General features: G+C 43.9%; 23 protein-coding genes and 1 riboswitch. Of the genes, 13 read left to right on the forward strand and 10 right to left on the reverse strand.

Annotated elements, in window-relative coordinates:
* Window positions 1-40: 40 nt before the first annotated feature.
* Both HUO09_RS14435 and HUO09_RS14440 read right to left on the reverse strand, forming a co-directional pair.
* A complete protein-coding gene (locus HUO09_RS14435) occupies window positions 41-1,048 on the reverse strand; it encodes an adenosine deaminase (protein WP_188234420.1) in 1,008 nt (335 codons plus the stop codon).
* A 113-nt stretch (window positions 1,049-1,161) separates the two neighbouring features.
* Window positions 1,162-1,261, reverse strand: a riboswitch (purine riboswitch).
* A 180-nt stretch (window positions 1,262-1,441) separates the two neighbouring features.
* Window positions 1,442-2,587, reverse strand: coding sequence for a Na/Pi symporter (locus HUO09_RS14440; protein WP_167410846.1), 1,146 nt, complete (start codon window positions 2,585-2,587; stop codon window positions 1,442-1,444).
* Window positions 2,588-2,983: 396 nt separating this feature from the next.
* Here HUO09_RS14440 and nhaR point away from each other — a divergent pair, with 396 nt between their 5' ends.
* On the forward strand, window positions 2,984-3,874 hold the full coding sequence (gene nhaR, locus HUO09_RS14445; RefSeq protein ID WP_167410845.1) for a transcriptional activator NhaR: 891 nt from the start codon (window positions 2,984-2,986) through the stop codon (window positions 3,872-3,874).
* Window positions 3,875-4,130: 256 nt separating this feature from the next.
* The gene (locus HUO09_RS14450) at window positions 4,131-4,424 is read left to right on the forward strand and encodes a helix-turn-helix transcriptional regulator (RefSeq protein ID WP_167410844.1); all 294 of its coding nucleotides are present in this window, start codon (window positions 4,131-4,133) and stop codon (window positions 4,422-4,424) included.
* A gap of 85 nt (window positions 4,425-4,509) precedes the next feature.
* Here the strand turns inward: HUO09_RS14450 and rpsT are convergent, their stop codons facing one another.
* Window positions 4,510-4,770 (reverse strand): 30S ribosomal protein S20, encoded by a 261-nt coding sequence (gene rpsT / locus HUO09_RS14455; RefSeq protein ID WP_042484294.1) that lies wholly within the window; start codon window positions 4,768-4,770, stop codon window positions 4,510-4,512.
* 259 nt (window positions 4,771-5,029) lie between these two features.
* Here rpsT and murJ point away from each other — a divergent pair, with 259 nt between their 5' ends.
* The 6 genes from murJ (at window position 5,030) to ispH (ending at window position 12,605) form a co-directional block, all read left to right on the forward strand.
* Complete coding sequence (gene murJ / locus HUO09_RS14460; protein WP_188234421.1) at window positions 5,030-6,592, forward strand: murein biosynthesis integral membrane protein MurJ; 1,563 nt, start codon at window positions 5,030-5,032, stop codon at window positions 6,590-6,592.
* Window positions 6,593-6,663: 71 nt separating this feature from the next.
* Window positions 6,664-7,599: a bifunctional riboflavin kinase/FAD synthetase gene (ribF, locus tag HUO09_RS14465; protein WP_167410842.1), complete on the forward strand. Its 936-nt coding sequence runs from the start codon at window positions 6,664-6,666 to the stop codon at window positions 7,597-7,599.
* A 63-nt stretch (window positions 7,600-7,662) separates the two neighbouring features.
* The gene (ileS, locus tag HUO09_RS14470) at window positions 7,663-10,524 is read left to right on the forward strand and encodes an isoleucine--tRNA ligase (protein ID WP_167410841.1); all 2,862 of its coding nucleotides are present in this window, start codon (window positions 7,663-7,665) and stop codon (window positions 10,522-10,524) included.
* Between the two features lie 14 nt (window positions 10,525-10,538).
* Complete coding sequence (lspA, locus tag HUO09_RS14475; protein WP_167410840.1) at window positions 10,539-11,045, forward strand: signal peptidase II; 507 nt, start codon at window positions 10,539-10,541, stop codon at window positions 11,043-11,045.
* A gap of 143 nt (window positions 11,046-11,188) precedes the next feature.
* Window positions 11,189-11,620 carry an FKBP-type peptidyl-prolyl cis-trans isomerase gene (gene fkpB / locus HUO09_RS14480; RefSeq protein WP_042484279.1) on the forward strand — a complete coding sequence of 144 codons (432 nt, stop codon included), beginning with the start codon at window positions 11,189-11,191 and terminating at the stop codon, window positions 11,618-11,620.
* A gap of 22 nt (window positions 11,621-11,642) precedes the next feature.
* Window positions 11,643-12,605 (forward strand): 4-hydroxy-3-methylbut-2-enyl diphosphate reductase, encoded by a 963-nt coding sequence (gene ispH / locus HUO09_RS14485; protein ID WP_167410839.1) that lies wholly within the window; start codon window positions 11,643-11,645, stop codon window positions 12,603-12,605.
* 88 nt (window positions 12,606-12,693) lie between these two features.
* Here the strand turns inward: ispH and HUO09_RS14490 are convergent, their stop codons facing one another.
* Window positions 12,694-14,178 (reverse strand): carbon starvation protein A, encoded by a 1,485-nt coding sequence (locus HUO09_RS14490; protein WP_167410838.1) that lies wholly within the window; start codon window positions 14,176-14,178, stop codon window positions 12,694-12,696.
* Between the two features lie 268 nt (window positions 14,179-14,446).
* Between HUO09_RS14490 and HUO09_RS14495 the strand changes: the two genes are divergently transcribed.
* Window positions 14,447-14,788 (forward strand): DUF2799 domain-containing protein, encoded by a 342-nt coding sequence (locus HUO09_RS14495; RefSeq protein ID WP_188234422.1) that lies wholly within the window; start codon window positions 14,447-14,449, stop codon window positions 14,786-14,788.
* A gap of 60 nt (window positions 14,789-14,848) precedes the next feature.
* Window positions 14,849-16,639, forward strand: a complete 1,791-nt coding sequence (locus tag HUO09_RS14500; protein WP_188234423.1) for a sodium:proton antiporter — start codon at window positions 14,849-14,851, stop codon at window positions 16,637-16,639.
* Window positions 16,640-16,709: 70 nt separating this feature from the next.
* On the opposite strand, the gene HUO09_RS14505 is transcribed toward HUO09_RS14500, so the two are convergent.
* Window positions 16,710-17,033, reverse strand: coding sequence for a hypothetical protein (locus HUO09_RS14505; RefSeq protein ID WP_167410835.1), 324 nt, complete (start codon window positions 17,031-17,033; stop codon window positions 16,710-16,712).
* 62 nt (window positions 17,034-17,095) lie between these two features.
* Window positions 17,096-18,208, reverse strand: a complete 1,113-nt coding sequence (locus HUO09_RS14510) for an anhydro-N-acetylmuramic acid kinase (RefSeq protein ID WP_188234424.1) — start codon at window positions 18,206-18,208, stop codon at window positions 17,096-17,098.
* Window positions 18,209-18,307: 99 nt separating this feature from the next.
* Here HUO09_RS14510 and nagZ point away from each other — a divergent pair, with 99 nt between their 5' ends.
* A complete protein-coding gene (nagZ, locus tag HUO09_RS14515) occupies window positions 18,308-19,297 on the forward strand; it encodes a beta-N-acetylhexosaminidase (RefSeq protein WP_188234425.1) in 990 nt (329 codons plus the stop codon).
* A gap of 49 nt (window positions 19,298-19,346) precedes the next feature.
* Here nagZ and btsR read toward each other — a convergent pair whose 3' ends face one another.
* Together btsR and HUO09_RS14525 are read right to left on the reverse strand one after the other, a co-directional pair.
* A complete protein-coding gene (gene btsR, locus HUO09_RS14520; RefSeq protein ID WP_167410832.1) occupies window positions 19,347-20,063 on the reverse strand; it encodes a two-component system response regulator BtsR in 717 nt (238 codons plus the stop codon).
* 26 nt (window positions 20,064-20,089) lie between these two features.
* A complete protein-coding gene (locus HUO09_RS14525) occupies window positions 20,090-21,766 on the reverse strand; it encodes a sensor histidine kinase (RefSeq protein WP_167410831.1) in 1,677 nt (558 codons plus the stop codon).
* Between the two features lie 243 nt (window positions 21,767-22,009).
* Between HUO09_RS14525 and HUO09_RS14530 the strand changes: the two genes are divergently transcribed.
* Both HUO09_RS14530 and tyrA read left to right on the forward strand, forming a co-directional pair.
* Window positions 22,010-23,083 carry a 3-deoxy-7-phosphoheptulonate synthase gene (locus tag HUO09_RS14530; protein ID WP_167410830.1) on the forward strand — a complete coding sequence of 358 codons (1,074 nt, stop codon included), beginning with the start codon at window positions 22,010-22,012 and terminating at the stop codon, window positions 23,081-23,083.
* Window positions 23,084-23,095: 12 nt separating this feature from the next.
* Complete coding sequence (tyrA, locus tag HUO09_RS14535) at window positions 23,096-24,232, forward strand: bifunctional chorismate mutase/prephenate dehydrogenase (RefSeq protein WP_188234426.1); 1,137 nt, start codon at window positions 23,096-23,098, stop codon at window positions 24,230-24,232.
* 83 nt (window positions 24,233-24,315) lie between these two features.
* Here tyrA and HUO09_RS14540 read toward each other — a convergent pair whose 3' ends face one another.
* Both HUO09_RS14540 and ettA read right to left on the reverse strand, forming a co-directional pair.
* The gene (locus HUO09_RS14540) at window positions 24,316-24,690 is read right to left on the reverse strand and encodes a PilZ domain-containing protein (RefSeq protein WP_188234427.1); all 375 of its coding nucleotides are present in this window, start codon (window positions 24,688-24,690) and stop codon (window positions 24,316-24,318) included.
* 110 nt (window positions 24,691-24,800) lie between these two features.
* Window positions 24,801-26,468: an energy-dependent translational throttle protein EttA gene (ettA, locus tag HUO09_RS14545; protein WP_167410827.1), complete on the reverse strand. Its 1,668-nt coding sequence runs from the start codon at window positions 26,466-26,468 to the stop codon at window positions 24,801-24,803.
* Window positions 26,469-26,474: the final 6 nt, after the last annotated feature.

Below are 26,474 nucleotides of genomic sequence, written 5' to 3' on the forward strand. Positions count from 1 at the left end.
TCGATTCTTTTGGAATCAGAGAGGCAGATTGTTTTCGTAACTATACGTATTGAGCCAAGTACGCTTGCGTTTGTTCCACCATACGCGCTTTTTCTTGGTCAGAAATGAAACTCGCTTCAATCGCATTCAAAGTGAATTGCGCTAACTCTTGGTAAGACATTGGGTGAGCATCTGCAACCGCGTTGAAATTATCTGTCATGTAACCGCCAAAATACGCAGGATCGTCCGAGTTGATGGTGACACAAAGTCCCTGACGTAACAGTTGCACTATGTTGTGCTGCTCCATTTGCTGGAAGACTTTCAATTTCAGATTGGAAAGCGGGCATACTGTTAATGGCATACGTGTTTGCTTAAGCTCTTCGACTAATGCTGCATCTTCAACACAACGCACACCATGGTCGATGCGCTGTACGCCCAAAAGGTCGATGGCGTTGCGAATATTCAGAGCAGGACCTTCTTCACCAGCATGAGCGACCGTAACAAAACCTGCGTTTCTTGCTTCACGGAATACATTTTCAAACTTCTCGGGCGGGTGACCTTGCTCGGAAGAATCCAATCCTACACCAACGATTTTTTCTTTGAATGGTAATGCCTGATGCAAGGTTTCCAGTGCCGCAGTTTCGCTCAAGTGACGTAAGAAGCACATAATGATTTGGCTAGAAATACCCAGCTCAATCTGTGCTTGTTCCAGTGCTCGACTAATACCGTTAATTACGGTTTCGAACGCGATGCCACGATCGGTATGCGTTTGCGGGTCAAAGAAAATCTCGGTATGAATAACATTGTCTTGCTTACAACGGAGCATATAAGCCCAAGTCAGGTCAAAGAAGTCTTGTTCATGGATGAGAACATTCGCGCCCTGATAATAGATATCGAGAAAAGACTGAAGATTGGAAAATTGGTAGGCCGCGCGTACTTCTTCTGGAGAAGAGAAGGGAATGTCGATGTGGTTACGTTTTGCCAGTTCAAACATCAATTCAGGCTCAAGAGAACCTTCAATGTGCAAATGCAGTTCGACTTTCGGCAATTGTTGGATAAATCGTTTCATATATGCTCTTAATCCTCATGTGATTAATCGCTTTTCATCTTGAGTGGTGTTTTACCTTTAACACCTTATCGGTATGTGAGGTAAATGGAGCCCATACAAAGAGAAAGCGATAACCTATTCGCTTAACTCTTCGTAATCAGAATTTTACGGATCCTGGTAGAGACCCCCACACCGTATCAGTGGGGTTATACGAAGCAACTTTTACTATTTTCAAATCGACAGTTAAAAAGGCTTACTGTTAGATTTAAAAATAAGAAACTTTAAACAAATGATAACTTAAATATTTGTAATTGCCACTTCTAACAATAATCTAAGATGCGGTTTTAACTTCAGATATAAAAAGTAGATATAAAAAAGCTCCCCTTGTAGGAGAGCTTTGAAAATACATTCGATTTAAGACAGGGCAAGAATTGCACTTGGGATAACGATGAATACTGAGAGTAAGTATCCCGCCACCACTGCCTTACTTTTAACCGCCATGTCAGAGATGTAATCAGCGCCTTTCAACGGAATTTCGCGCAAGAATGGAACACCGTAAATCAAGATTGTCGCTAGCACGTTGAATGACAGGTGGACCAGTGCAATTTGTAGTGCAAATACTGCAAACTCACCTGAAACCGCTGTTGCTGCCAACAGAGCTGTAATACAGGTACCGATGTTGGCACCCAGTGTAAATGGATACACTTCGCGAACTTTTAGTACACCTGAACCTACAAGCGGAACCATCAAGCTGGTTGTTGTTGATGATGATTGAACCAATACTGTTACTACTGTACCTGAAGCAATGCCGTGTAGAGGACCGCGACCAATAGCATGTTGCAGAATGTCACGAGCACGGCCAACCATTAGGCTCTTCATCAGTTTGCCAATGACAGTAATCGCAACAAAGATGGTAGCAATACCAAGAACCACTAATGCAATACCACCAAACATATCACCAAGAACAGCGAGTTGATGTTTTAGTGCGCCTACTACAGGGCTGGTGATAGGTTTGATGAAGTTCAAACCTTTCATGCTCATATCACCGCCAGCAAGGAAAGGTGATACCAGCCAGTGTGAAATTTTCTCTAGCAGACCAAACATGATCTCTAAAGGAAGGAAAATCAAAACCGCGAGCAAGTTGAAAAAGTCGTGAATAGTTGCACTTGCAAATGCGCGTTTGAACTCTTCTTTATTACGGATATGACCAAGGCTAACAATTGTATTGGTCACTGTTGTACCAATGTTAGCGCCCATCACCATAGGAATTGCGGTTTCGATAGGTAAACCACCGGCAACCAAACCTACGATGATTGATGTTACTGTACTTGACGATTGAATCAGGGCGGTTGCCACTAAGCCAATCATTAATCCTGCAACCGGGTGAGAAGCAAACTCAAAAAGAACTTTTGCTTGTTCTGCTGCTGCCCATTTGAAGCCATCGCCTACCATTGTTACGGCAAGTAATAGCAAATAAATCATGAAAGCCAAGTTTGTCCAGCGAAGCGTACGAGTCGTTGACGAGATCGGAGCCGCTGTTGAAGCTGCTTGGTTTATCATTGTTTTCTCCATTGACCTTATTAACTACATTTGGTCTGTTGTTGAATCTGTCGGCGATAGTAGAACCCGAATATTTCAGTAATATGACAGTACTGTAATAAATCGATATTTTTGTTAGTTAGATTCAATTTGGAGATGAAGTGTTTTTTGATGTGATTTTATCTGTATGAATATTAACGATATTTTCTCTTTACTTCGATTTGGTTAGCGGTGGAAATGAAATAATTTCATGAGTATCTAAGCGCTAAGCATGACGCAATAGTCACAAAGTTAATAGTAAATGTAGGAAAAAGTGTAATTATTCTTTTATTTACTCGGTATTTTCGAATTTATTGATTGGTGGCGGGAGTTTGGTTTAACCTTATTGATTATTTGGCTACTGAGTTTCCAGCAACTATGTCTCATCTTAACTATAACCACCTTTATTACTTTTGGATGGTCTGCAAACAAGGTTCAGTTACTAAAGCCGCAGATGCTTTGTTTCTCACACCTCAAACGGTGACTGGTCAAATCAAAGCTTTTGAAGAGCGTATGGATGGGAAACTGACCAAGCGTAATGGCAGAAGTATTGAACCGACAGAACTTGGGCAATTAGTGTTTAAGTATGCAGATAGAATGTTTGGCTTGAGTTACGAGATGTTGGATATTGTTAACTACAGTCAACGTTCCAATGTGCTTTTTGATGTTGGGGTCGCGGATGCACTGTCTAAAAGATTAGTGAGCAAGATTCTGATGACTACCATTCCAGAAGACAACAGTATTCATTTACGCTGTTTTGAGTCTACTCACGAACTTCTCCTAGAGCAGCTATCCCAACATAAGCTTGATATGATTCTTTCTGACTGTCCTGTTGATTCGAGCCAAAGCCCGGGTTTATTTAGTAAGAAACTCGGCGAAAGTCATATGGGATTCTTTGCCCGTAATCATCTTGGCAAAGTCTCATTCCCTGCTGTTTTAGAAGAGCGTAAGTTGTTGATGCCGGGAAGTCGTACATCAATGGGAAGAAAAGTACGTCAATGGTTCGATCACCAAGGCATTCAGCCAAACATTCTTGGCGAGTTTGATGATTCGGCGTTGATGAAGGCCTTTGCTCGATATCATCCAGAAGCGATTTTCTTAGCACCACTGCTTTATGTTACGGAAGTGGCTGATGATTCTTCATTACAATTGATTGCGCCTATCGAAGAAGTGAAGGAAGAGTATTACGTTATCTTTGCTGAACGTATGATTCAGCACCCTGCAGTAAAAAATATTTGTGACGCAGATTTCACTAAATTGTTTGAATGAGACTTTTGTCATTATTTACAGTTGGATTAACTTCACACAATTTGATAAAAAGAACAATTATTACACAGGACTAATTAATTCGAGCAGTAATAAAGACGCAAGTTATGAATCAATAAGAATTCAGATGCGTCGCAGAAATAAAATTAACTGATATTACCAAAACACTTTACCCCGCTAATATGCCGCATAACTAGTTGAATTAGTTAATCATGTCGACTTAAAGAGCGTTTAGAAGTTGTTCCTAGGGGACTTATTCATGAATTTACAAGAAATGGAAAAGAATTCCGCTCAAGCGGTTGTTTTACTCAAAGCGATGGCGAATGAAAGACGCTTACAAATTCTTTGCTTGTTGCACAACCAAGAGTTGTCGGTAGGTGAGTTATGCGGAAAACTAGAATTAAGCCAATCAGCACTTTCGCAGCACTTGGCATGGTTGAGACGCGACGGGCTAGTGAACACTCGTAAATCTGCTCAAACCGTCTTTTATACGTTAAGTAGTGATGATGTGAAAAAGATGATTGAGTTGCTTCACAACCTGTACTGTGAGTAACCGACTCAGAAAAAATGAGTTAAAGCAGAAAATAAAAAAACCGGCAAAAGCCGGTTTTTTTCATCGCTGATAATTCAAGCCAGAATTATAGAGCTTTGATAGCTGCAGCGAAGCGAGACTTATGACGAGCTGCTTTATTCTTGTGAATAAGGCCTTTAGTCGCCATGCGGTCTAGGATTGGTGTAACTACAGCGAAAGCAGCAGTTGCAGTTTCTTTGTCGCCTGCTTGGATAGCAGCAACAGTTTTCTTCATGTAAGTGCGCATCATAGAACGACGGCTAGCATTGTGCTGGCGACGTTTCTCAGCTTGGATAGCGCGCTTCTTAGCAGATTTACTATTTGCCAAGGGTCTAACTCCCAAAAACTTTTCGTTAGGTAACATTTTAAGGGCGAGGAATATCCCCTATTTGCTCTAAAATGTCAAATGATTTGTGCAAAAACCCACCTGCACCAAACAAGTTTGGTATAAAAAGGCCTTCGCGGTTAAGATGGCGTGGATTCTAACAGTATTTTTTTTTCAATGCTAATACTTATCTGCTCTCTGAATGACATTCTTTGCATTCAGTGGGCGACTATGTTGTTTTAGCTTGTTTTTCGAGGTTATCGTGAGCAAACGCTTACTCAAGTCTGGCATGATTGTCAGTGCTATGACACTTATCTCCCGCGTGATGGGATTAGTCCGTGATATCGTGGTTGCAAATCTTATGGGAGCCGGTGCCAGCGCAGATGTATTCTTCTTCGCCAACCGTATTCCCAACTTTTTACGCCGTTTATTTGCCGAAGGCGCTTTTTCTCAAGCCTTTGTTCCAGTGCTAACTGAATATCATGCTTCTGGTGATATCAACAAAACTCGAGATTTGATCGCTAAAGCGTCGGGCACTTTAGGGGTACTAGTCTCTATTGTTACTGTGCTTGGCATTGTGTTCTCTGGTGTTGTTACTGCAGTGTTCGGTGCTGGTTGGTTTCTTGATTGGTTGAATGATGGGCCTGCGGCGCCAAAATTTGAACTGGCGAGTTTGCTACTTAAGATTACCTTTCCTTATTTATGGTTCATTACCTTTGTCGCTTTGTCGGGCGCGATACTAAACACCCTTGGTAAGTTCGCGGTTTCATCGTTTACGCCCGTATTTCTAAACGTAATGATTATCCTATCGGCTTGGTATATTTCGCCGAATTTGGAACAGCCAGAGATTGGTTTAGCAATAGGTGTGTTTTTAGGTGGTTTGGCTCAGTTTTTGTTTCAACTGCCGTTTTTAATCAAAGCCGGAGCCTTAGTTAAGCCCAAATGGGGATGGAAAGATCCTGGAGTGGTCAAAATTCGCACTTTGATGATTCCAGCTCTGTTTGGTGTGTCTGTGAGCCAAATTAACCTTCTATTTGATTCCTTTGTTGCGAGTTTCCTGCAAACGGGTTCTATCAGTTGGCTTTATTACTCAGATCGTTTGTTGGAGTTTCCGCTGGGTTTGTTCGGCATTGCAATAGCAACAGTGATTTTGCCTGCGTTATCGCGCAAGCATGTTGATGCGCACAGTGAAGGCTTTTCTCATACCATGGATTGGGGCGTGCGTATGGTGACCTTATTAGGTGTCCCTGCAATGTTAGGTTTGATGGTGTTGGCGAAACCGATGCTGATGGTGCTCTTCATGCGTGGTGAGTTCTCAGCTAATGATGTTGAACAAGCGTCGATGTCGCTACTGGCTTATGCCGCTGGTCTGTTGAACTTTATGCTTATAAAGGTACTTGCTCCGGGCTACTACTCCCGACAAGACACTAGGACACCAGTCCGTTACGGCATTATTGCTATGGTGAGCAATATGGTATTTAACGCCATTTTTGCTTGGTTCTATGGCTTCGTAGGCTTGGCTGCGGCAACGGCATTATCTGCTTTCATTAATATGGCTCTGCTTTATAACGGTTTGCATAAGCAAGGCGTTTATCAGCTTTCACGCAAAACAATGTTGTTTTTTGTTCGATTGATTGTTGCTGGTGGCGCTATGGTAGCTGCCATTTTATGGCAACTAGAAGATATGTCGGTTTGGCTTGAATGGCACTTCCATAGCCGCGCATTAATGCTGGCTGCACTTATTGCTTTAGGTGCAATTGTTTATTTACTCACCGCATTGATTCTTGGCGTACGCCTAAAGGATTTAAAAGCGGCGACAGAATAATGTTAATTAGGGTATAATCCGCCAGTTTCGCACCAATATAACTGAGAACTATAGGTTTCAAACGTATTCCAATGGAATTAATACGCGGTATTCATAATATCAAAGCACAGCATAATGGTTGTGTGTTGACGATTGGTAATTTTGACGGTGTTCACTTAGGACATCAGCAAGTTCTGCAGAAAGTCTCTGAACAAGCCAAAAAACTGAATTTACCTTCAGTCGTAATGACATTTGAACCGCAGCCTATGGAGCTTTTCTTAAAAGACAAAGCTCCTGCTCGGTTAACTCGTTTGAGAGATAAGTTTGTTCAACTGAGCAAACTGGATATTGATCGACTATTGTGTGTGAATTTTAACCATCATTTTGCCAGTTTAGATGCGGACAGTTTTATCCGTGACTTGTTGGTAAAACGTTTGGGTGTTAAGTTTCTGGTTGTTGGCGACGATTTTTGTTTCGGCCGTGAGCGCAAAGGTAATTTTGCTATGCTCAAAGAGGCTGGAAAAAAATACGGTTTTGAAGTCGTTAGCACGGAAAGTTTCTGCTTAGAAGAGCTTCGAGTGAGTAGTACAGCGATTCGAGAATCGCTGGCCGAAAACGATCTGGCTGGAACGTCAGAAATGCTAGGAAGAAATTATAGTATTAGTGGTCGAGTTTCCCATGGTCGAAAACTTGGCCGTACTATCGGATTTCCTACGGCAAATATTCCACTAAAACGCTGTGTTTCACCTGTGTCTGGTGTGTATGTTGTCGAAGCTTATGGGCTCGGTGAACAACCTATTGGTGGTGTGGCGAATATTGGTCAGCGACCAACAGTAAACGGTGTTCGTCAGCAGCTAGAAGTGCACTTATTTGACTTCCAAGGCAATTTGTATGGAAAGCAGTTAGAAGTAGCACTTTTGCATAAGCTAAGAGATGAAAAGAAGTTTGAGTCGTTTGATGCGCTTAAACAACAAATAGAATTGGATGCTGAAGCGGCTAGGGTGTGGTTGCTTCAGTTTAAGAATTAGCCAGTTGATTCCACTGGCTAAAATAATGTCTAACTTCGCCCAATACAACGGAATTAAGAATCGATGAGTGACTATAAGAATACCCTGAACTTACCTGAGACAGGGTTCCCAATGCGCGGTAATCTGGCCAATCGTGAGCCAGAAATGTTAGAGCGTTGGTATAAAGAAGATCTATACGGTGAAATCCGTAAAGCTAAAAAAGGCAAAAAATCTTTCATCCTGCATGATGGCCCTCCATATGCCAACGGTGATATTCACATTGGTCACGCACTTAATAAGATTCTTAAAGACATTATTATTAAATCTAAAACGCTTTCTGGATTTGACTCTCCATATATTCCGGGTTGGGACTGTCACGGCCTACCAATTGAGTTGATGGTCGAAAAGAAAGTGGGCAAACCAGGCCAAAAAGTGACTGCTGCTGAGTTCCGCGAAAAATGTCGCGAATACGCTGCAGGTCAAGTTGAAGGCCAAAAAGAAGGCTTCAAACGTCTTGGTATTCTAGGTGAGTGGGACAAACCGTACCGCACTATGGATTTTGCAACTGAAGCAAATATCATCCGTGCGCTAGGCAAAATTGCTGACAACGGCCACTTACTAAAAGGTTTCAAACCTGTTCACTGGTGTACAGATTGTGGTTCAGCACTGGCTGAAGCGGAAGTTGAGTACAAGAACAAAGTATCACCGTCTATTGATGTTCGTTTTAAAGCGGCAGATGAAGCGACGCTACTGTCTAAGTTTGATCTTAAATCTGATCACGCAGGAGAAGGTGATGTTTCAATCGTAATCTGGACAACAACACCATGGACGCTTCCAGCGAACCGCGCTGTGTGTCTGCGTGAAGATCTTGAATACGTTTTGATCCAAGTTGAAGCTAATCCTGAAAAAGATCAGCAGCCAGAGCGTATTATCGTTGCTTCTGAACTAGCAAAAGAAGTGATTGACCGTGCGGGTATTGAACATTTCCATAATTTAGGTTTTGCGAAAGGCAGCGACTTAGAACTGGCTCAGTTCCAACACCCATTCTATGACTTCACTGTTCCAGCGATCCTTGGTGATCACGTAACAACGGATTCAGGTACAGGTGTAGTTCACACTGCGCCGGGTCACGGTCAAGAAGACTTTGCTGTTGGTCAGAAATACGGTCTAGAAGTAGCAAACCCAGTAGGCTCAAACGGTGTATATCTTCCTGATACTGAGTTCTTTGCTGGTCAACACGTATTTAAAGCAAACGATGCGGTTGTTGAGTTGCTAAAAGAAAAAGGCGCTTTACTGCATCATCACGCTTATGAACACAGCTACCCACACTGCTGGCGTCATAAAACACCAATCATTTTCCGTGCAACGCCACAATGGTTCGTTTCTATGGATCAAGCAGGTCTTCGCGCACAAGCTCTAGAGTCAATCAAGAGCGTTCAATGGATGCCTGAATGGGGTCAAAGCCGTATTGAAGGCATGATTGAAGGTCGTCCAGAATGGTGTGTATCTCGTCAACGTACTTGGGGTGTACCAATTGCTCTGTTCGTGCACAAAGAGACTTCTGAACTTCATCCAAACAGCCCTGAACTGATTGAAAAAGTTGCGAAGCTGGTTGAAGAGAAAGGCATTCAAGCTTGGTGGGATGTTGATCCCGCTGAATTGCTTGGTGCAGACGCTGAGAAATACGAAAAAGTATTAGACACGCTAGACGTATGGTTTGATTCTGGTGTTACTCACTACGCAGTGGTTGATAACCGTGAAGAGTTCAACGGCGCGGAAGCGGATATGTACCTAGAAGGTTCTGACCAACACCGTGGCTGGTTCCAGTCTTCTCTGATTTCATCTATCGCGATGAAAGGTAAAGCTCCATACAAAGAAGTATTGACTCACGGTTTCGTGGTTGATGGTCAAGGCCGTAAGATGTCTAAATCTATCGGTAACGTGGTTGCACCTAAAGATGTGACCAACAAACTTGGCGCAGACATTCTTCGCCTATGGGTTGCTTCAACTGACTACACTGGTGAAGTTGCGGTTTCTGATGAAATCCTGAAACGTAGTGCAGACTCATACCGTCGTATTCGTAACACAGCACGTTTCTTCCTAGCTAACCTAAATGGCTTTAATCCAGCAACCGATATGGTTGCGGCGGAAGATATGGTTGCTCTGGATCGCTGGGCTGTGGCTCGTGCACTAGCTGCACAACAAGAAATTGTGAAAGCATATGATGAATACAACACACACGCTGTTGTTCAACGTCTAATGCATTTCTGCTCTGTGGAAATGGGTTCTTTCTATCTAGACGTGATTAAAGACCGTCAGTACACAGCGAAGAAAGGTGGCCACGCTCAACGTAGCTGTCAAACTGCACTTTACTACATCGTAGAAGCTTTGGTTCGTTGGATGGCGCCAATCATGTCGTTCACAGCGGATGAAATCTGGAACGAAATGCCAGCTAAGCAAGAAAACGGTGAAGAGCGTAGCAAGTTTGTATTCACTGGTGAATGGTACCAAGGTCTGTTTGGTCTTGCTGAAGGTGAAGAGCTTAACAACGAGTTCTGGACTGAAATCCAAGAGATTCGCGGTGCTGTGAACAAGCTTCTTGAAAATGCTCGTAACGAGAAAACCATCGGTGGTTCACTACAAGCTGAAGTGACTCTGTTTGCTGATGACGCGTTAGCTGCGAAAATCAACAAGCTGGAAGATGAACTTCGCTTCGTTCTACTGACTTCTAAAGCGGCGGTTAAACCAGTATCTGAGAAGACAGAAGCTGCTCATGAAACTGAGATCGAAGGTTTGTTCGTTCAAGTTAGCAAAACTGAGGCAGAGAAGTGTGACCGTTGTTGGCACCACTCTGCGGATGTTGGCACTATTGCTGGTCACGAGAAAATTTGTGGTCGCTGTGTGTCGAACGTAGATGGCGAAGGCGAAGTTCGTAAATTCGCATAACCAAAGGCGTTTACATGACTCAACAAGCATTAACGCTAAAACAATCAGGAGTGCGCTGGCTATGGCTAGCCCTCTTGGTGTTTGTAGCTGACATCGGCATTAAGTTGGTGGTCATGAATGGCATGGGGTACGGGTGGGAGAATCGTATTGAAATCCTACCGTTTTTTAACCTGTTGTACGTTCATAACTATGGCGCGGCTTTTAGTTTCTTGAGTGATCAAGCAGGCTGGCAACGTTGGTTCTTTACTGCAATTGCATTTGTTGTAACAGGTCTACTCGCATTTTGGATGAGACGTCTACCTGCCAGCGATAAATGGAACAACATTGCATATGCGCTGATTATTGGTGGCGCTGTGGGTAACGTGTTTGACCGCGTTGTTCACGGATTTGTTGTTGATTATCTTGATTTTTACTGGGGTAATTACCACTGGCCGGCATTCAATTTAGCCGATAGTGCAATTTGTATTGGTGCTGCGATGATTATCTTAGATAGCTTCCGTGGCAGTAAAAAAGCGGCGTAAGTTCTATCGAAACCTAATAACCCTAAGCGCTGTCCGTTGATTCGGAGAGCGCTTTTTGTTAGAAGAACAGCCAATATTTAAAATTCAATTAAAAGAAATAAACGAGACGAAAAAGATCTCGAACAACCTTAAGGAAGCCCAACGTGACAACAATTAATCAGAACTCTGCTGTAACTCTGCATTTTACTATCAAACTAAAAGATGGCTCAGTGGCCGACAGTACACATAATTTAGGTAAGCCTGCTAAGTTTGTGATTGGCGATGGTAGCTTGAGTGAAAACTTTGAAAAATGCCTTATCGGAATGACGGCGGGACAAAGCCAAGCGATCGAATTGATTGCGGAAGATGCTTTTGGGCAGCCAAACCCAGACAATATCCACCACATGGACAGAGCGAAGTTTATCGGTGAAACCGAGGTGGAAGTGGGGACCATTATGGCGTTTAGCGGTCCTGACGGTATGGAAATTCCGGGTATTATTACGGAAATTGTAGGCGACTCCGTGACGGTGGATTTTAACCACCCGCTAGCTGGACAAGATGTTATCTTTGATGTCGAAATCTTGTCTGTCGAATAACTGATTACTTATTAATACATCCATGAGCAACAACATGAAAATACTGTTAGCTAACCCTCGCGGCTTCTGCGCTGGTGTTGATCGTGCCATCAGCATTGTAGAGCGTGCATTAGAAATGTATCAGCCACCTATCTATGTTCGTCACGAAGTCGTACACAACCGTTTTGTGGTTGAAGGGCTAAAACAACGTGGAGCGGTTTTTGTCGAAGAACTGCATGAAGTTCCAGATAACAACATTGTGATTTTCTCTGCTCATGGTGTTTCTCAAGCTGTGCGTCAGGAAGCGAAAGAACGCGACTTAACCGTCTTCGATGCAACTTGTCCGTTAGTGACTAAAGTACATATGGAAGTGGCTCGTGCAAGCCGCAAGCATATGGAAGTGGTGCTTATCGGTCATGCTGGGCATCCTGAAGTTGAAGGCACTATGGGGCAATACGCCAGCGATAAAGGCGGTATGTATCTGGTAGAAAAACCAGATGACGTGATTGCTCTGGTAGAGAAAGTGAAAGATCCAAGCCATCTGCATTATGTTAGCCAAACGACCTTGTCTGTGGATGAAACGGCAGATGTGATCGATAAGCTACGCGAAGTATTCCCTGAAATTCAAGGCCCGCGTAAGGATGACATTTGCTACGCGACACAGAACCGTCAGGATGCCGTACGTATCCTTGCGAGTGAAGTAGACGTAATGATTGTGGTCGGTTCTAAAAACTCATCTAACTCAACGCGATTGAAGGAGCTGGCAGAGAAATTAGGTACGCCGGGTTATCTGACGGATTGCCCTGAAGATGTTCTTCCAGAATGGGTCGATGGTAAAAACAAAGTGGGTGTAACGGCGGGTGCCTCAGCTCCTGAAGAGTTGGTGAACCAAATTATTAATCGTATTAAAGAACTTGGCGCTACCTCAGTAGAAGAAGTGCTAGGCCGCGAAGAGAACATGTTCTTCGAAGTACCAAAAGAACTACAAATCAAGCAGGTTGATTAATTTCATATCTTTTTGATTCAAAAATTGAATAAGAAAAAGGGCTCCGACGGGAGCCCTTTTAGTATTTATAAGACTTTATTGATACAGATTAAACCGTTTCAGTCACGCCTGTAGGTTTCTCTTCGTCAGCAAATTCAGTATCGCCTTTGCCTTTAGAGATTTTGATTACGTAAGCTGTGATAGCTAGCGCCGCAACAACACCAATGATAGTTGATAGTTGCATTGGCTGACCAAAGCCAAGCGTACCGTTGTTTAGGATAAAGGTGATACACACTGAAGTCATGAATGCTGCTGGAACCGTTGTGATCCAGTGGAACTTGTTATGACGTAGTAGGTATGCAGAAGCTGTCCACAACATCATTACTGCTGTTGTTTGGTTTGCAAAACCGAAGTAACGCCAGATGATACCGAAATCTACTTGAGTCAGTACGCCGCCGATAATGAATAGTGGAATAGCCATTAGTAGACGGTTACGCATGGTTTTCTGTTCCATGTTGAAGTACTCAGCAAGGATCAGACGGCTTGAACGGAACGCAGTGTCACCAGAAGTGATTGGTAGGATAACCACACCTAGGAACGCGATGATGCCACCGAATACGCCTAGTAGACCGAATGAAGCGCTGTAAACTACGTTACCTGGACCACCGTTAGCCACTGCTGCTTGAAGACCTTCAAGTGAGTCGAAGAACGATAGAGCGATAGCACACCAGATTAGCGCGATGATACCTTCACCAATCATTGCTCCGTAGAATACGAAACGACCATTGGTTTCGTTTTCAATACAACGAGCCATTAGTGGAGACTGAGTTGCGTGGAAACCAGAGATAGCACCACAAGCAATGGTGATGAATAGTGCTGGCCACAAAGGCATATCTTTAGGGTTCAGGTTGCTGAACATGTCGCTTGGTTCAAAGCCACCTAGAATTTGGTGTTCGCTAGAGAACGCGATAGCCGTGATCAGACCAACAGACATGAAAATCAACAGTGCGCCAAACAGTGGGTAGAAGCGACCGATGATTTTATCTACAGGAACGATAGTAGCGATGATGTAGTAAGCAAAAATGATTACAACCATAGTGCTCATGCTTACTGTTAGGCTAGTTTGCTCGTTGATTAGGTTAGTGATCATGCCAGCAGGCGCTGATACGAATACCACACCAACAAGTAGTAGAAGGACAATGGCAAAAATGTTCATAAAGTGTTTTGCGCCATTGCCTAAGTAACGACCTGTCATGGTCGGAACAGATGCACCACCGTTACGAATCGAGAGCATGCCTGAGAAGTAGTCGTGAACTGCACCAGCAAAGATACAACCAACAACAATCCATAGCATTGCTGCAGGGCCGTATAGAGCACCCATGATTGGACCGAAGATCGGACCAACACCAGCGATGTTTAGAAGTTGAACAAGGTAAACTTTTGGTGTTGACATGCGAACGTAGTCGACGCCGTCAGCTTTAGTATGGGCAGGGGTTTTACGGCTTTCGTTAATGCCGAAGATTTTTTCTACGATAGCACCGTAGATGAAATATCCAGCTAGCAGTGCTGCTACACAGGTTAGGAACCACAACATAGCGATTGTCCTTTGTTATTGGATTATGAAATAAGCTCAATTTGCATACTAAACGGTTGCTAGGCGAGAAACATTCGCTTTCCTAGTGAGTGGTCGAATAGCGATTTAAGTGGTTTCTGAAGTAAATAAGCGGTCTCTGATATTGTTCAGTGGCATTCTGAGAAAGTGAGCGGTTCTGTTGATGGATTTGAGGATTTAGCAGGAAAGAATGAACAATCAGTGGTATACCTAAAGAGCTAAAGATTTTGGGCTAAGTTGAAGGTAAATAATGAAAAAAACAATAATAGTGTCGATGGTGTTAGGGCTTTTGGGGTGTGCGGCAACGGACAGCGAACTGGCGAAAGAAGGCAACTGGTATCAAATAGGTTATCAAGATGGCATGGTTGGACATTCACAACGTTCATACAAGATATTGTCAGAGCTTGGGGATGTTCAAGAATCGGATTATGAAAATGGCTACTCGGAAGGCATTGCCGAATATTGCAATCCTAATTTCGCTTACCAGATTGGCGTGAATGGTCAATATTACGAAGGTGTTTGTGAAGGGACAGATCAAGCGCAGCGATTTCGTATGGAATGGCAACGTGGCTGGAATGAGTACAATAACTAACTGAAATATTTTGCTTTCCCCTTTTATTACGTCTCAGTTGCAGAATGTTGAGGTGCTACCATGCACGATGAATCACTCGCGTTAGTGTTTGCCAGTGTTGGTGTTGTTGGTTTGTTTTGTCAGTGGTTAGCTTGGCGCTTACGTTTACCAGCAATATTGTTTTTGCTACTGGCCGGCATTATTGCAGGCCCTCTCACGGGTATTCTTGTTCCTCAACAACTGCTCGGGGATCTGTTATTCCCACTCGTTTCGTTGGCGGTTGCCGTTATTCTGTTTGAAGGTAGCTTAACCCTTAACTTCAAAGAGATACGCGGAGTCAGTAACACCGTGTGGAGCATAGTTTCCATCGGTGCGGTGATCTCTTGGGCTATCACCTCCTTTGCGGTTCATTCCTTACTCGGGTTTGATTGGACGCTCGCATTTCTTTTTGGCAGTTTGACCGTGGTGACGGGACCTACCGTCATTGTTCCACTACTCAGAACAGTAAGACCAAATACAAAACTGTCGAATATTCTGCGCTGGGAAGGCATTCTGATTGATCCATTAGGCGCGCTGTTCGTTGTGATGGTGTATGAATTTATTGTCTCTAGTAGTGAAGCGCACAGCCTGCACGTATTTGCACTTATCATCGCGGTTGGATTAGGGTTAGGCGTGTTATCCGGAGCTGCGGTCGCTTATATATTACGTAAAGGGCTCATGCCGGAATATCTTCAACCTTTTGGTGTTTTGAGTGTGGTGTTGGGAATCTTTGCGTTCTCAAATTACATTGAATCCGAATCCGGTTTGTTGACGGTGACAGTGATGGGCATGTGGCTTGCCAATGCTAAGGACGTCAATATCCGCCATATACTGCACTTTAAAGAGAACCTGACTATCTTGCTGATAACAGGCTTATTCATCTTGCTAGCAGCGCGTATTCAATTGAGTGACTTTATGACATTAGGTTGGAGTGCGTTATTGCTGTTTGTTGTCATGCAGCTTATCTCTCGACCTGCGTCTATCATGCTTTCCACATTGCGCAGCAATTTAGCTTTCAAGGAAAAAATCTTCCTAGCATGGGTCGCGCCGCGAGGCATTGTTGCAGCGTCTATTTCATCATTGTTTGCCATTAAGCTTAGTTCTATTGGTATGACTGAGGCCGAGTTGCTGGTACCGCTTACCTTTATGGTGATTATCGGTACGGTTGTTTTGCAAAGCGCTACGGCGCGACCGATGGCATTAGCGCTGCAAGTGGCAGAACCAGCCCCTAAAGGTTTTCTTATTATTGGAGCGAATGATGTGGCTCGTCAGTTGGGGTTGGCGATCATGAAGTACGATTGTCGTGTGGTGCTCACCGATTCCAACTGGGACTATATTCGTCAAGCCAGAATGGCGGGGTTAGAGAACTATTACGGCAATCCAATTTCAAGCCATGCGGATGAATATCTCAACTTGATTGGAATTGGGCATGTGGTCGCTCTCAGCCCTGATAAGCACTTTAATATCATGGCGTGTATGCAGTTCTTATCCGACTTTGGTGAGAAACGCGTTTTTTGCTTGCATGATAAGGTCAATGGTAATACCAAAGATAAACACGTAGTGGCGCAGGAATATCATGGTTTGTCTTTTCTTGGCGCGGATGTCAGTTATAAGAAACTGGCGAGCCTGATCAATCAGGGGGGTGAGATTAAACACACCAAACTGAGCGAAAACTTCACTTATGACGATTACCTGAAGAAACATCAGGAGAGTTATGTGCTACCGCTTTTCTTGGTTGATGCTCGTAATAGAGTACAGATCTGCTCTGATCTGAATACATTCGAGCCGAAAGAAGGTGAAACCGTGGTGTCGTTGATTAAACCTCAGTCTTAGGACGAACAGCATTTATGTAACGCGAGCCTAATATTAGGCTCGCCATCCGACTCTTCAGCGTTGCAAGTTGCTACTGATCTTTAATCACCTTGTGCAGCACACCGTCAGATTCAGAGAGCTTCTCTTTTGCAACTTCGGCATCCACTCCCGTCAGCAACATCAAAATCGCGACCTTGGCGCTATATCCGCATTCCTGTAACAGAGACTGCGCAGTTTGGGCATCACAGTCTGTGGCTTGAGTGACAATGCGAACAGCACGTTTCTTTAATTTTTCTTGTTCATTTTCAGCTTTATGATGAGGTTTCGGCGATTGAAAATGCTTCTCCAAATCATTGAGCTCTTGCTCTTTTGACACAATATGAGAAAGCGCGGATAAAAGTGCGTCGTTAGCCATGAATCACCTCAATAACCTCTAATTTAAGCCGTGATGGTTACTGCTATTTTTGAGTTCTAATATTAATTCGAAAAGTATACGACGCCTAAGCTTGCAAGGCGAGAGGCTCCTGTTACGGCAGGCAAATTACTTGGCAAATTATGCATTCTTCGTTGGGCAAGCCAAGCAAAGGCCATGGCTTCCATATAGTCGCTATCTACGCCCTTGCTAATCGTCGGAGCAACGACCCAGTTCGGCAGAAGAGATTGGATTCTTTCCATCAGCAGAGGGTTTTGCGCGCCGCCGCCACAAACTAACAACTCTGGCTGTGATCCAATCGCGAACTTAGTCACTTGGTCACAAATGGTCACCGCGGTAAATTCACACAAAGTACGAAGAACGTCTTCTGGTGAGTAATGGGTGCGTTCGAGGTATTGTTCTAACCAAGGTATGTTAAACAGCTCACGCCCTGTGCTTTTCGGAGCAGGTTCAGACAAATAGGGCTCCTGACAAAAACGTGCCAGTAATTCAGGTATGACTTTGCCTTGTTTAGCTCTGGAAGCATCTTTGTCATAGCCTTCATTCCAATTCCGTTGACACCAAGCGTCCATCAGCATGTTGCCCGGACCTGTGTCATATCCAACCACTTCACCATTAGGCTTAAGAACTGAGATGTTTGAGATGCCCCCAATGTTGAGTACAACAACACTTGAGTCTTTAACTTGGAAAATTGTGTGGTGAAAAGCTGGAACCAAAGGTGCGCCTTGACCGCCTAATGCCATGTCTTTTCGTCTGAAATCCGCAACGGTGGTAATGCCCGTTTTGGCGGCAATTATGTTGCTGTCGCCTAACTGCATCGTAAATGGTTTGGCACCATTAGGCTGGTGGAAGACCGTTTGTCCATGGCTGCCAATGGCGTGAATCTGTTGTTTATCAATATTCGATTTATTTACCAGAGCTAAAGCTGCGTCAGCAAACAGGTGACCAAGCTCATGATCGATTTCACCAATTTCAGGTAAATGGGTTGCCTGACCGATACAAATATTTAAAACGCGCGATTTGAGTTCAGAGGGAAAAGGAAAGAAATCGTGGTCGATGAGCTCTATTTTATCGTCTTGTATCGCTACTAAAGCGGTATCCACACCATCCAGACTCGTTCCAGACATAATTCCAATGTACAGTTCACGCTCACTCATTATGTAATCTCACCGTCAGATCTAAACAAACTCATTGTAATTGAAAAATAAACTGAATAACCTCACCCGCAGTGACATATTTTGAAATTAGGAGAAATAATGGGACCGTTATGGCTTGATGTGGAAGGCTATGAATTAACCGCAGAAGATCGCGAGATTTTGCAGCATCCTACGGTTGGTGGCGTCATATTGTTTGCTCGCAATTATCATGATAACCAACAGTTGTTGGCGCTAAACAAAGCGATTCGCCAAGCGGCAAAGCGTCCTATCTTGATTGGTGTTGATCAGGAGGGCGGTCGAGTTCAGCGTTTTCGCGAAGGTTTTAGTAAAATTCCGGCCGCTCAGTTGTATGCAAAGAGTGAGAAGGGCGTAGAGCTGGCAAAGCAAGGCGGATGGCTAATGGCAGCGGAGCTGATTGCTCACGATGTCGATTTGAGTTTTGCGCCGGTACTAGATAAAGGTTTTGAATGTCGCGCAATTGGCAACCGTGCGTTCGGTGATGATGTCTCGACTGTGTTGAAATACAGCAGTGCGTTTATGCAGGGAATGAAATCGGTAGGAATGGCAACAACAGGGAAGCACTTCCCTGGTCATGGCGCGGTGATTGCAGATTCTCATCTAGAAACCCCTTACGATGAACGTAAAGTCATCAGTGATGATATCTCGATCTTTAAAGCGCAGATTGAGGCAGATATTCTTGATGCTATGATGCCTGCTCACGTTATTTACCCGCATTTTGATGATCAGCCTGCCAGTGGTTCTCCTTATTGGTTGAAAAAGGTATTGCGCCAAGAGATGGGCTTTAAAGGAATTATATTCTCTGACGATTTAAGCATGGAAGGCGCGGCAATCATGGGATCGCCAGCAGAGCGATCACAACAAGCGCTGGATGCAGGCTGTGACATGATTCTGATGTGTAATAAGCGTGAAGCTGCGATTGAAGTGCTGGACAATTTGGCGATTGTTGACGTTCCTCAAGCACTTCAGTTATTGAAGAAGCAAAACTTTAGCTATCAAGAGTTAAAAGCTATGCAGGAGTGGAAACAAGCGGTTTCGGCGATGCAAAGAATCATAGAGCAGCACAACTAATTAACAGGCGAGCAGTGCGGTAAATAAAAGGCTCCATAAGGAGCCTTTTTTAATGGAATCCGAGTTTTTCTTTGAGCTCTTTCAGGTAGCGACGGCTGACTGGTACTTTGTGCTCTGAACGGGTAATGATTTCCGCTAAGCCATTCTCAAGCAGCTTTATCTCTTTGATTGCTTTGAGGTTAATTAAATACTGACGATGACAACGCAGAAGTTGAGTTTTTTCTTCCAGAACCTTGAGCGTAAGCTGGCTGGTGGCTCTTTGGTTGTGAGTTTGAACATGCACACCACCAATATCAGTAAATGCGTATTCCACCTCGATTGTGGGAATAATCATAATACGGTTCAGCCCGATACAAGGTACTTGGTCCAGCATTGCTGGCGCAATGGAAGAATAGTCTTGTTTTTGTGTTGTGCTGCGTTGCAGACGTTGAATGGTTTTATTCAAACGTGCAATTTCAATCGGTTTCAGCAAGTAGTCAAAAGCGTTGTCTTCAAATGCTTGTAAAGCATATTGATCATAAGCGGTGACGAACACAACCTTGGGCATAGTTTCTGGATCGAGCATGCTCAACATTTCAATACCTGTGATCTGCGGCATTTGAATATCGAGAAAGACAACATCGGGTTTGAGTTGGTTTATTTTTTTAAGACCTTCAATCGCGTTGTTCGCTTGACCAATTACGCTGATTTCGCCACTTTCTTCAAGCAATTCTGTCAGTTCTTCACGCGCGAATAGTTCGTCGTCAATCACAAGTGCTGAAAGCATTTCTAAACCCTTATTTGTTTTCTAAATTAAGAATTTTCTAGATTAGGAATGAGGAAGCTCATTCGTGTGTATTGACCCGGCTCAACTTCGATTTTCAGTGCGGAGTTTTCGCCGAATTTATTGGTTAGCCGTTTCGCCACAATCTGCATGCCTAGACCATCATGATCATCACTTGGCGGCTGATAGCTGCCAGCATTGTCCTCGACCACGATTCGGTAGCCGTTATCCACCGGTTCGCTGTAAATACGAACTTTGCCATCTTCAAGCAAGTTGGACGTACCGTGTTTAATCGCGTTCTCGACTAAAGGTTGTAAGGTGAAAGTCGGTACATTGCGTTCCAACAATGAGCTATCGATATCGATCTCGACATCAAGGCGGTCACTGAAACGAGCTTTTTCTATCGTCAGGTAGGCGTTGACATGAGCGAGCTCGTCGCGGAGTGTCACGGTTTCTATATTTTGCTTCAAGTTACTGCGGAAAAACTGCGATAGATGCTGAATTAATTCACGCGCTTTTGTCGGATCCCTGCGAATAACGGCACTGATAGTATTCAGAGCGTTAAACAGAAAGTGAGGGTTAATCTGAGCTTGCAACAGCTTAATTTCAGCTCTGGAAAGCAGGATTTGTTTCTGTTGATACTCACCATACAGAATCTGACTGGAAAGTAGCTGAGCGATACCTTGCGCCATTGACATATTAATGGTCGAGAACAGCTTGCGCTTCGGTTCATACAGCTTAATGGTACCAATGACTCTGTCACCCGCTCTAAGCGGAATAATTAACGCAGAGCCGAGCTTACAGGTTGGTGATAATGAGCATTGATAAGGTTGTTCCTTACCATCGAGATAGATAATGGCGTTTCCTGAGATCGCATCAAGCGTGCTTTGAGAAGATATCGGAGTATTGGGTTTGTGGTGATCATCGCCGATGCCAACGAAAGCGAGAATTTTTTCTCTGTCGGTAATGGAGACTGCTCCAACGTTGGTGAGTTCGTAAACAATACGGGCAATTTTGTCGGCATTTTTAGGGTTAAAGCCTTGAGCAAGAATACCAACAGAGCGCTCTGCAATGTTTAACGCACGGCGAGAAAAAGTCGCGGAATACTCTTCGAATATGGTTTTTCTGTCTTGCAGAATACTCATAAACAGCGCAGCACCCACTGAGTTGGCAATGATCATTGGCGCTGCAATGGTGGATACTAGGTCGTAAGCTTCATCAAACGGTTTGGCTACAATTAGAATCAGCAGCATTTGGACGATTTCAGCAAACAGAGTGACGGCAAAAACGATACTAGGGCTGAAAACCAGTCGTCCTTTACTGTTTCTGAGCAGGTAAGTGTGAAGTAATCCGCCAATAAGTCCTTCGGCGGTTGTGGATATCGCGCAGGCTAAATCGGTAAATCCACCTAATGTGTAGCGGTGAAGTCCTCCAGTTAAACCAACGAAGAAACCAACCACTGGACCACCGAATAGCCCACCTATTACTGCGCCGATTGCACGAGTGTTGGCTATGGCATCATCAATTTGCAGACCGAAATAGGTACCCATAATGCAAAACAGTGAAAACAGGGTATAGACACTTAATTTATGATCAAGACGGCTGGAAATATTAAGCAGAGGGAGAAACAGAGGTGTCTTACTCAACATGTAAGCTAAAACTAAGTAGACACACATCTGTTGTAATAAAGAAAGGATCAAATCCATAGTTCAGCCAGCAAGCAAATGTTGAAGAATGAGGGTATTTTATGAAAGTTATCGACAATAAAACACGATTTAATCGCATTCAGTGACTTAAAGCTTGTATTTATATTTGTGTAAATAATATTTTACATGTGTGTTTTTTTAAATTTACACTTGAAATCTTTTTATAGCCTGATAAGTTGTGTTCTATTGAGTTTGAGCTTCAGTGTATAAGTTTAGTGTAAATTTTTTAATACAGGTGATGAGATGAAAAAAAGTGAATTAAGTGATATCAATATTATTGATGAACAGGTATTGATCACACCAGACGCGCTAAAAGCGAAATTACCTTTAAGTGATGATAGCCGTCGTTTCATCCGTGAATCTCGTCAGACTATCGCAGATATTATTCATAAACGCGATCATCGTTTACTTGTGGTTTGTGGTCCTTGTTCTATCCATGATGTTGAAGCGGCAAAAGAGTACGCCAAGCGTTTAAAAACCTTGTCAGAAGAGCTGAGCGATCAGCTTTACATTGTGATGCGTGTTTACTTTGAAAAACCGCGTACTACGGTTGGTTGGAAAGGCTTGATTAACGATCCGCATCTGGATGGTACTTTCGATATTGAACATGGTTTGCATGTTGGGCGTGAACTGCTGGTGGATCTGGCTGAAATGGATATTCCTCTGGCAACTGAAGCGCTTGATCCTATCAGTCCTCAATACTTGGCAGATACTTTTAGCTGGGCGGCGATTGGTGCGCGTACAACGGAATCTCAAACTCACCGCGAAATGGCGAGTGGTCTTTCAATGCCTATCGGTTTTAAGAATGGTACCGATGGTAGCCTTTCTACTGCGATTAACGCGATGCAAGCTGCATCATCAAGCCACCGTTTCATGGGTATCAACCGTGAAGGACAAGTGGCACTGTTGACGACTCAAGGTAATAGCAATGGTCACGTGATTCTGCGTGGCGGTAAGCAAACCAACTACGATTCAGTGTCTGTGGCTGAGTGTGAAGAAGATTTAGCAAAAGTTGGCTTAGATGCGGCTCTGATGATCGACTGTAGCCATGCGAACTCACGCAAAGATTACCGCCGTCAGCCACTCGTGGCAGAAGATGCAATCCATCAAATTCGCGAAGGCAACCGTTCAATCATAGGTTTGATGATCGAGAGCCATATTAATGAAGGTAACCAGTCTTCAGATATACCAATTTGTGAGATGAAGTACGGTGTTTCTATTACAGATGCATGTATTAATTGGGATACAACTGAGGCACTATTGCGTAAGGCTCACAAAGAGCTGACTCCGTTTCTCGAAAACCGCCTGAAAGGATAAAAAGGATAAACCATGGCTGTTGAATTGAATGAATTGCGTGATCAAATCGATGCTGTTGATAAGCAGATGGTAGAGCTGCTTGCTCGTCGACTGGCATTAGTGGAAAAAGTGGGTGAAGTGAAAAGCCAACACGGCCTTCCAATTTATGCTCCAGATCGCGAAGCGGCAATGTTAGCTTCTCGTCGTGAAGAAGCTGAGAAGAAAGGCGTACCACCGCAATTAATTGAAGACATTCTTCGTCGCACCATGCGTGAATCCTATGCCAGTGAAAAAGATTCCGGTTTCAAATGTTTGAATCCGGAACTACGCTCAGTGGTTATTATTGGTGGTAAAGGTCAGCTAGGGGCCTTGTTTGGCCGCATGTTCAGACTTTCAGGTTATCTGGTGAAAGTGCTTGGCAGTCAAGATTGGGATAACGCAGATGAACTGTTGAAAGATGCTGGTCTTGTTGTAGTGACTGTTCCAATTCATAAAACCATTGGTGTTATTGAGAAGCTTAATAATCTGCCTGAAGATTGCATTCTGTGTGATTTAACTTCGATCAAGTCTAAACCGCTTAAAGCGATGATGGCTGTGCACAAAGGTCCAGTGGTAGGTTTGCACCCAATGTTTGGTCCTGATGTACCGAGTTTGGCGAAACAGGTGATTGTTCATTGTGATGGCCGTGGAAAAGAGCAGTATGAATGGCTGTTGAAGCAGTTCTCTATTTGGGGCGCTAGCCTTTGCAATATTGATGCTGAAGAGCACGACCATGGGATGACCTTGATTCAGGCACTGCGTCACTTTACGTCGTTTGCTTATGGCTACCATTTATCGAAAGTAAAACCCAATATTGCTCAACTGCTGCAATTGAGCTCGCCAATTTATCGTCTTGAACTTGCGATGGTTGGACGCTTGTTTGGTCAGGACCCAAATCTTTACGGTGATATCATTCTGTCGTCTGATGAAAACATTGAGATGATTCAGCGTTTTCAACGTAGTTTTGGTGAGGCGGTGAGTCTGATTGAAAGTCGCGATAAAGCAGGGTTTGTAGCAAGTTTCGAACAGGTTAGTGAGTGGTTTGGCGATTATTCACAACAGTTTATGACAGAAAGCCAGAATCTTTTGAAACAGGCGAACGATTCAATTCATCGTCCCCATTCAAGTTAAAGTAGATAACTGAAATACCAAAAAAAAGCGCTGCCTGTTGGTCAGTGCTTTTTTTGTTGGTGTTAATGAAACTTAAGCTTTGACTACTCAGCGTAGTCGGCTAAATCCACTAAGTGCTCCAGTTCGCGATGCAGTAGTTCATCACTGCCGACATTCAGTTCAACCAGACGGCGTAAGTGGCCAATACTTTCAATATCGATATGGTCGATTTTTAGGTGCAATATACGTTCATTTTGTATGATAAGTGTCGCGGAGAGATTGATGGTGATATCGCTATCCGGGAGTGTGAACGTGACGTCGACAATACTGTTTTTATCCAGCTCGGGTTCATCAACCGCCCACAGTAAAAGCCCTTTTAATGATAAATCTTGAATGCAAGTGGCCAACTGATAATCGCCTTGTGTAAGCGTAGCTGGGGCTTGATAGATGATGCGTGAAAAACGTCGGCGTTCAATCATAAATGTATCTCTCGTTAAACATATTCAAAAGCATAGCAAAGGTTAGGCTATTAAACAGATACATAGATTAAAAAGGCCGCTATATAAAGCGGCCTTGAATCATTTAGATGTTACTTAGAAATACGTTTGTATTTGATACGGTGCGGTTCTGCTGCTTGTGCACCAAGCGTTTGCTTCAACCAATCCATGTATTCGGTGTAGTTACCTTCGTAGAAGTTAACTTGGCCTTCATCACGGTAATCCAGAATGTGCGTTGCAATACGGTCTAGGAACCAACGGTCGTGCGAGATAACCATTGCACAACCTGGGAACTCAAGCAGCGCTTCTTCAAGAGCTCGAAGCGTTTCAACGTCTAGGTCGTTGGTTGGTTCGTCGAGTAGCAGTACGTTACCGCCTGCTTTTAGCAGTTTAGCTAGGTGAACACGGTTACGCTCACCACCAGACAACTCGCCAATCACTTTCTGTTGATCCACGCCTTTGAAGTTAAAGCGAGAACAGTAAGCACGTGCTGGGATCTCGAAGTTGTTGATCTTAATGATGTCAGCGCCTTCAGAAATCTCTTGGAATACGGTGTTTTTGTCGTTCATGCTGTCACGGAACTGATCAACAGACGCCAGTTTAACCGTTGTACCCAATTCAATTTCACCTGAATCTGGCTGTTCAACACCGCTTAGCATTTTGAATAGGGTAGATTTACCCGCACCGTTGGCACCGATAATACCGACGATTGCACCTTTCGGCATGCTGAAAGACAGGTTATCGATCAGTACGCGATCATCAAAAGACTTCGTCAGGTTACGAACTTCAAGAACTTTATCACCTAAACGCTCACCTGGCGGGATGAACAGTTCGTTAGTTTCGTTACGCTTCTGATGTTCACCACTTTGCAGTTCTTCAAAGCGAGCCATACGAGCTTTAGATTTCGCCTGACGACCTTTAGGGTTCTTGCGTACCCATTCAAGTTCTTTCTCGATAGTTTTCTGACGAGCACTCTCTTGAGAAGATTCTTGTTTTAGACGCTCATCTTTTTGCTCTAGCCAAGAGGTGTAGTTACCTTGCCATGGGATACCTTCACCACGGTCAAGTTCCAGAATCCAGCCAGCCGCGTTATCTAGGAAGTAACGGTCGTGCGTGATAGCAACAACGGTCCCCGTGTAATCCACAAGGAAGCGCTCTAACCAAGCTACTGACTCTGCGTCTAAGTGGTTGGTTGGTTCGTCAAGTAGCAGCATGTCTGGTTTTTCAAGAAGCAGACGACAGATAGCAACACGACGACGTTCACCACCAGAAAGCACAGCAATTTTTGCATTCCAATCCGGTAGACGAAGTGCGTTTGCGGCACGTTCTAAAGAGTTCTCCAGATTGTGGCCATCTTTCGCCTGAATTAGCGCTTCCAGCTCACCTTGCTCTTTCGCCAGTGCGTCAAAGTCTGCATCTTCTTCGGCGTAAGCAGCATAAACTTCGTCTAGACGAGTTAAAGCACCAGCAACATCGGCTACGGCTTCTTCAACGACTTCACGCACAGTTTTAGATTCGTCAAGAACAGGCTCTTGAGGCAGGTAACCGACTTTTAGACCTGGTTGTGGACGTGCTTCGCCATCAATGTCTTTATCGATACCGGCCATGATACGTAGTAGGGTAGATTTACCCGCACCGTTTAGACCTAAAACACCAATTTTGGCACCTGGGAAGAAACTTAGAGAGATGTCTTTTAGAATTTGACGCTTAGGCGGGACGATTTTGCTCACCCGCGACATGGTATATACGTATTCAGCCATTGCCGA

This window comes from Vibrio sp. Y2-5 (assembly GCF_014596725.1).
Classification (GTDB): Bacteria; Pseudomonadota; Gammaproteobacteria; order Enterobacterales; family Vibrionaceae; genus Vibrio.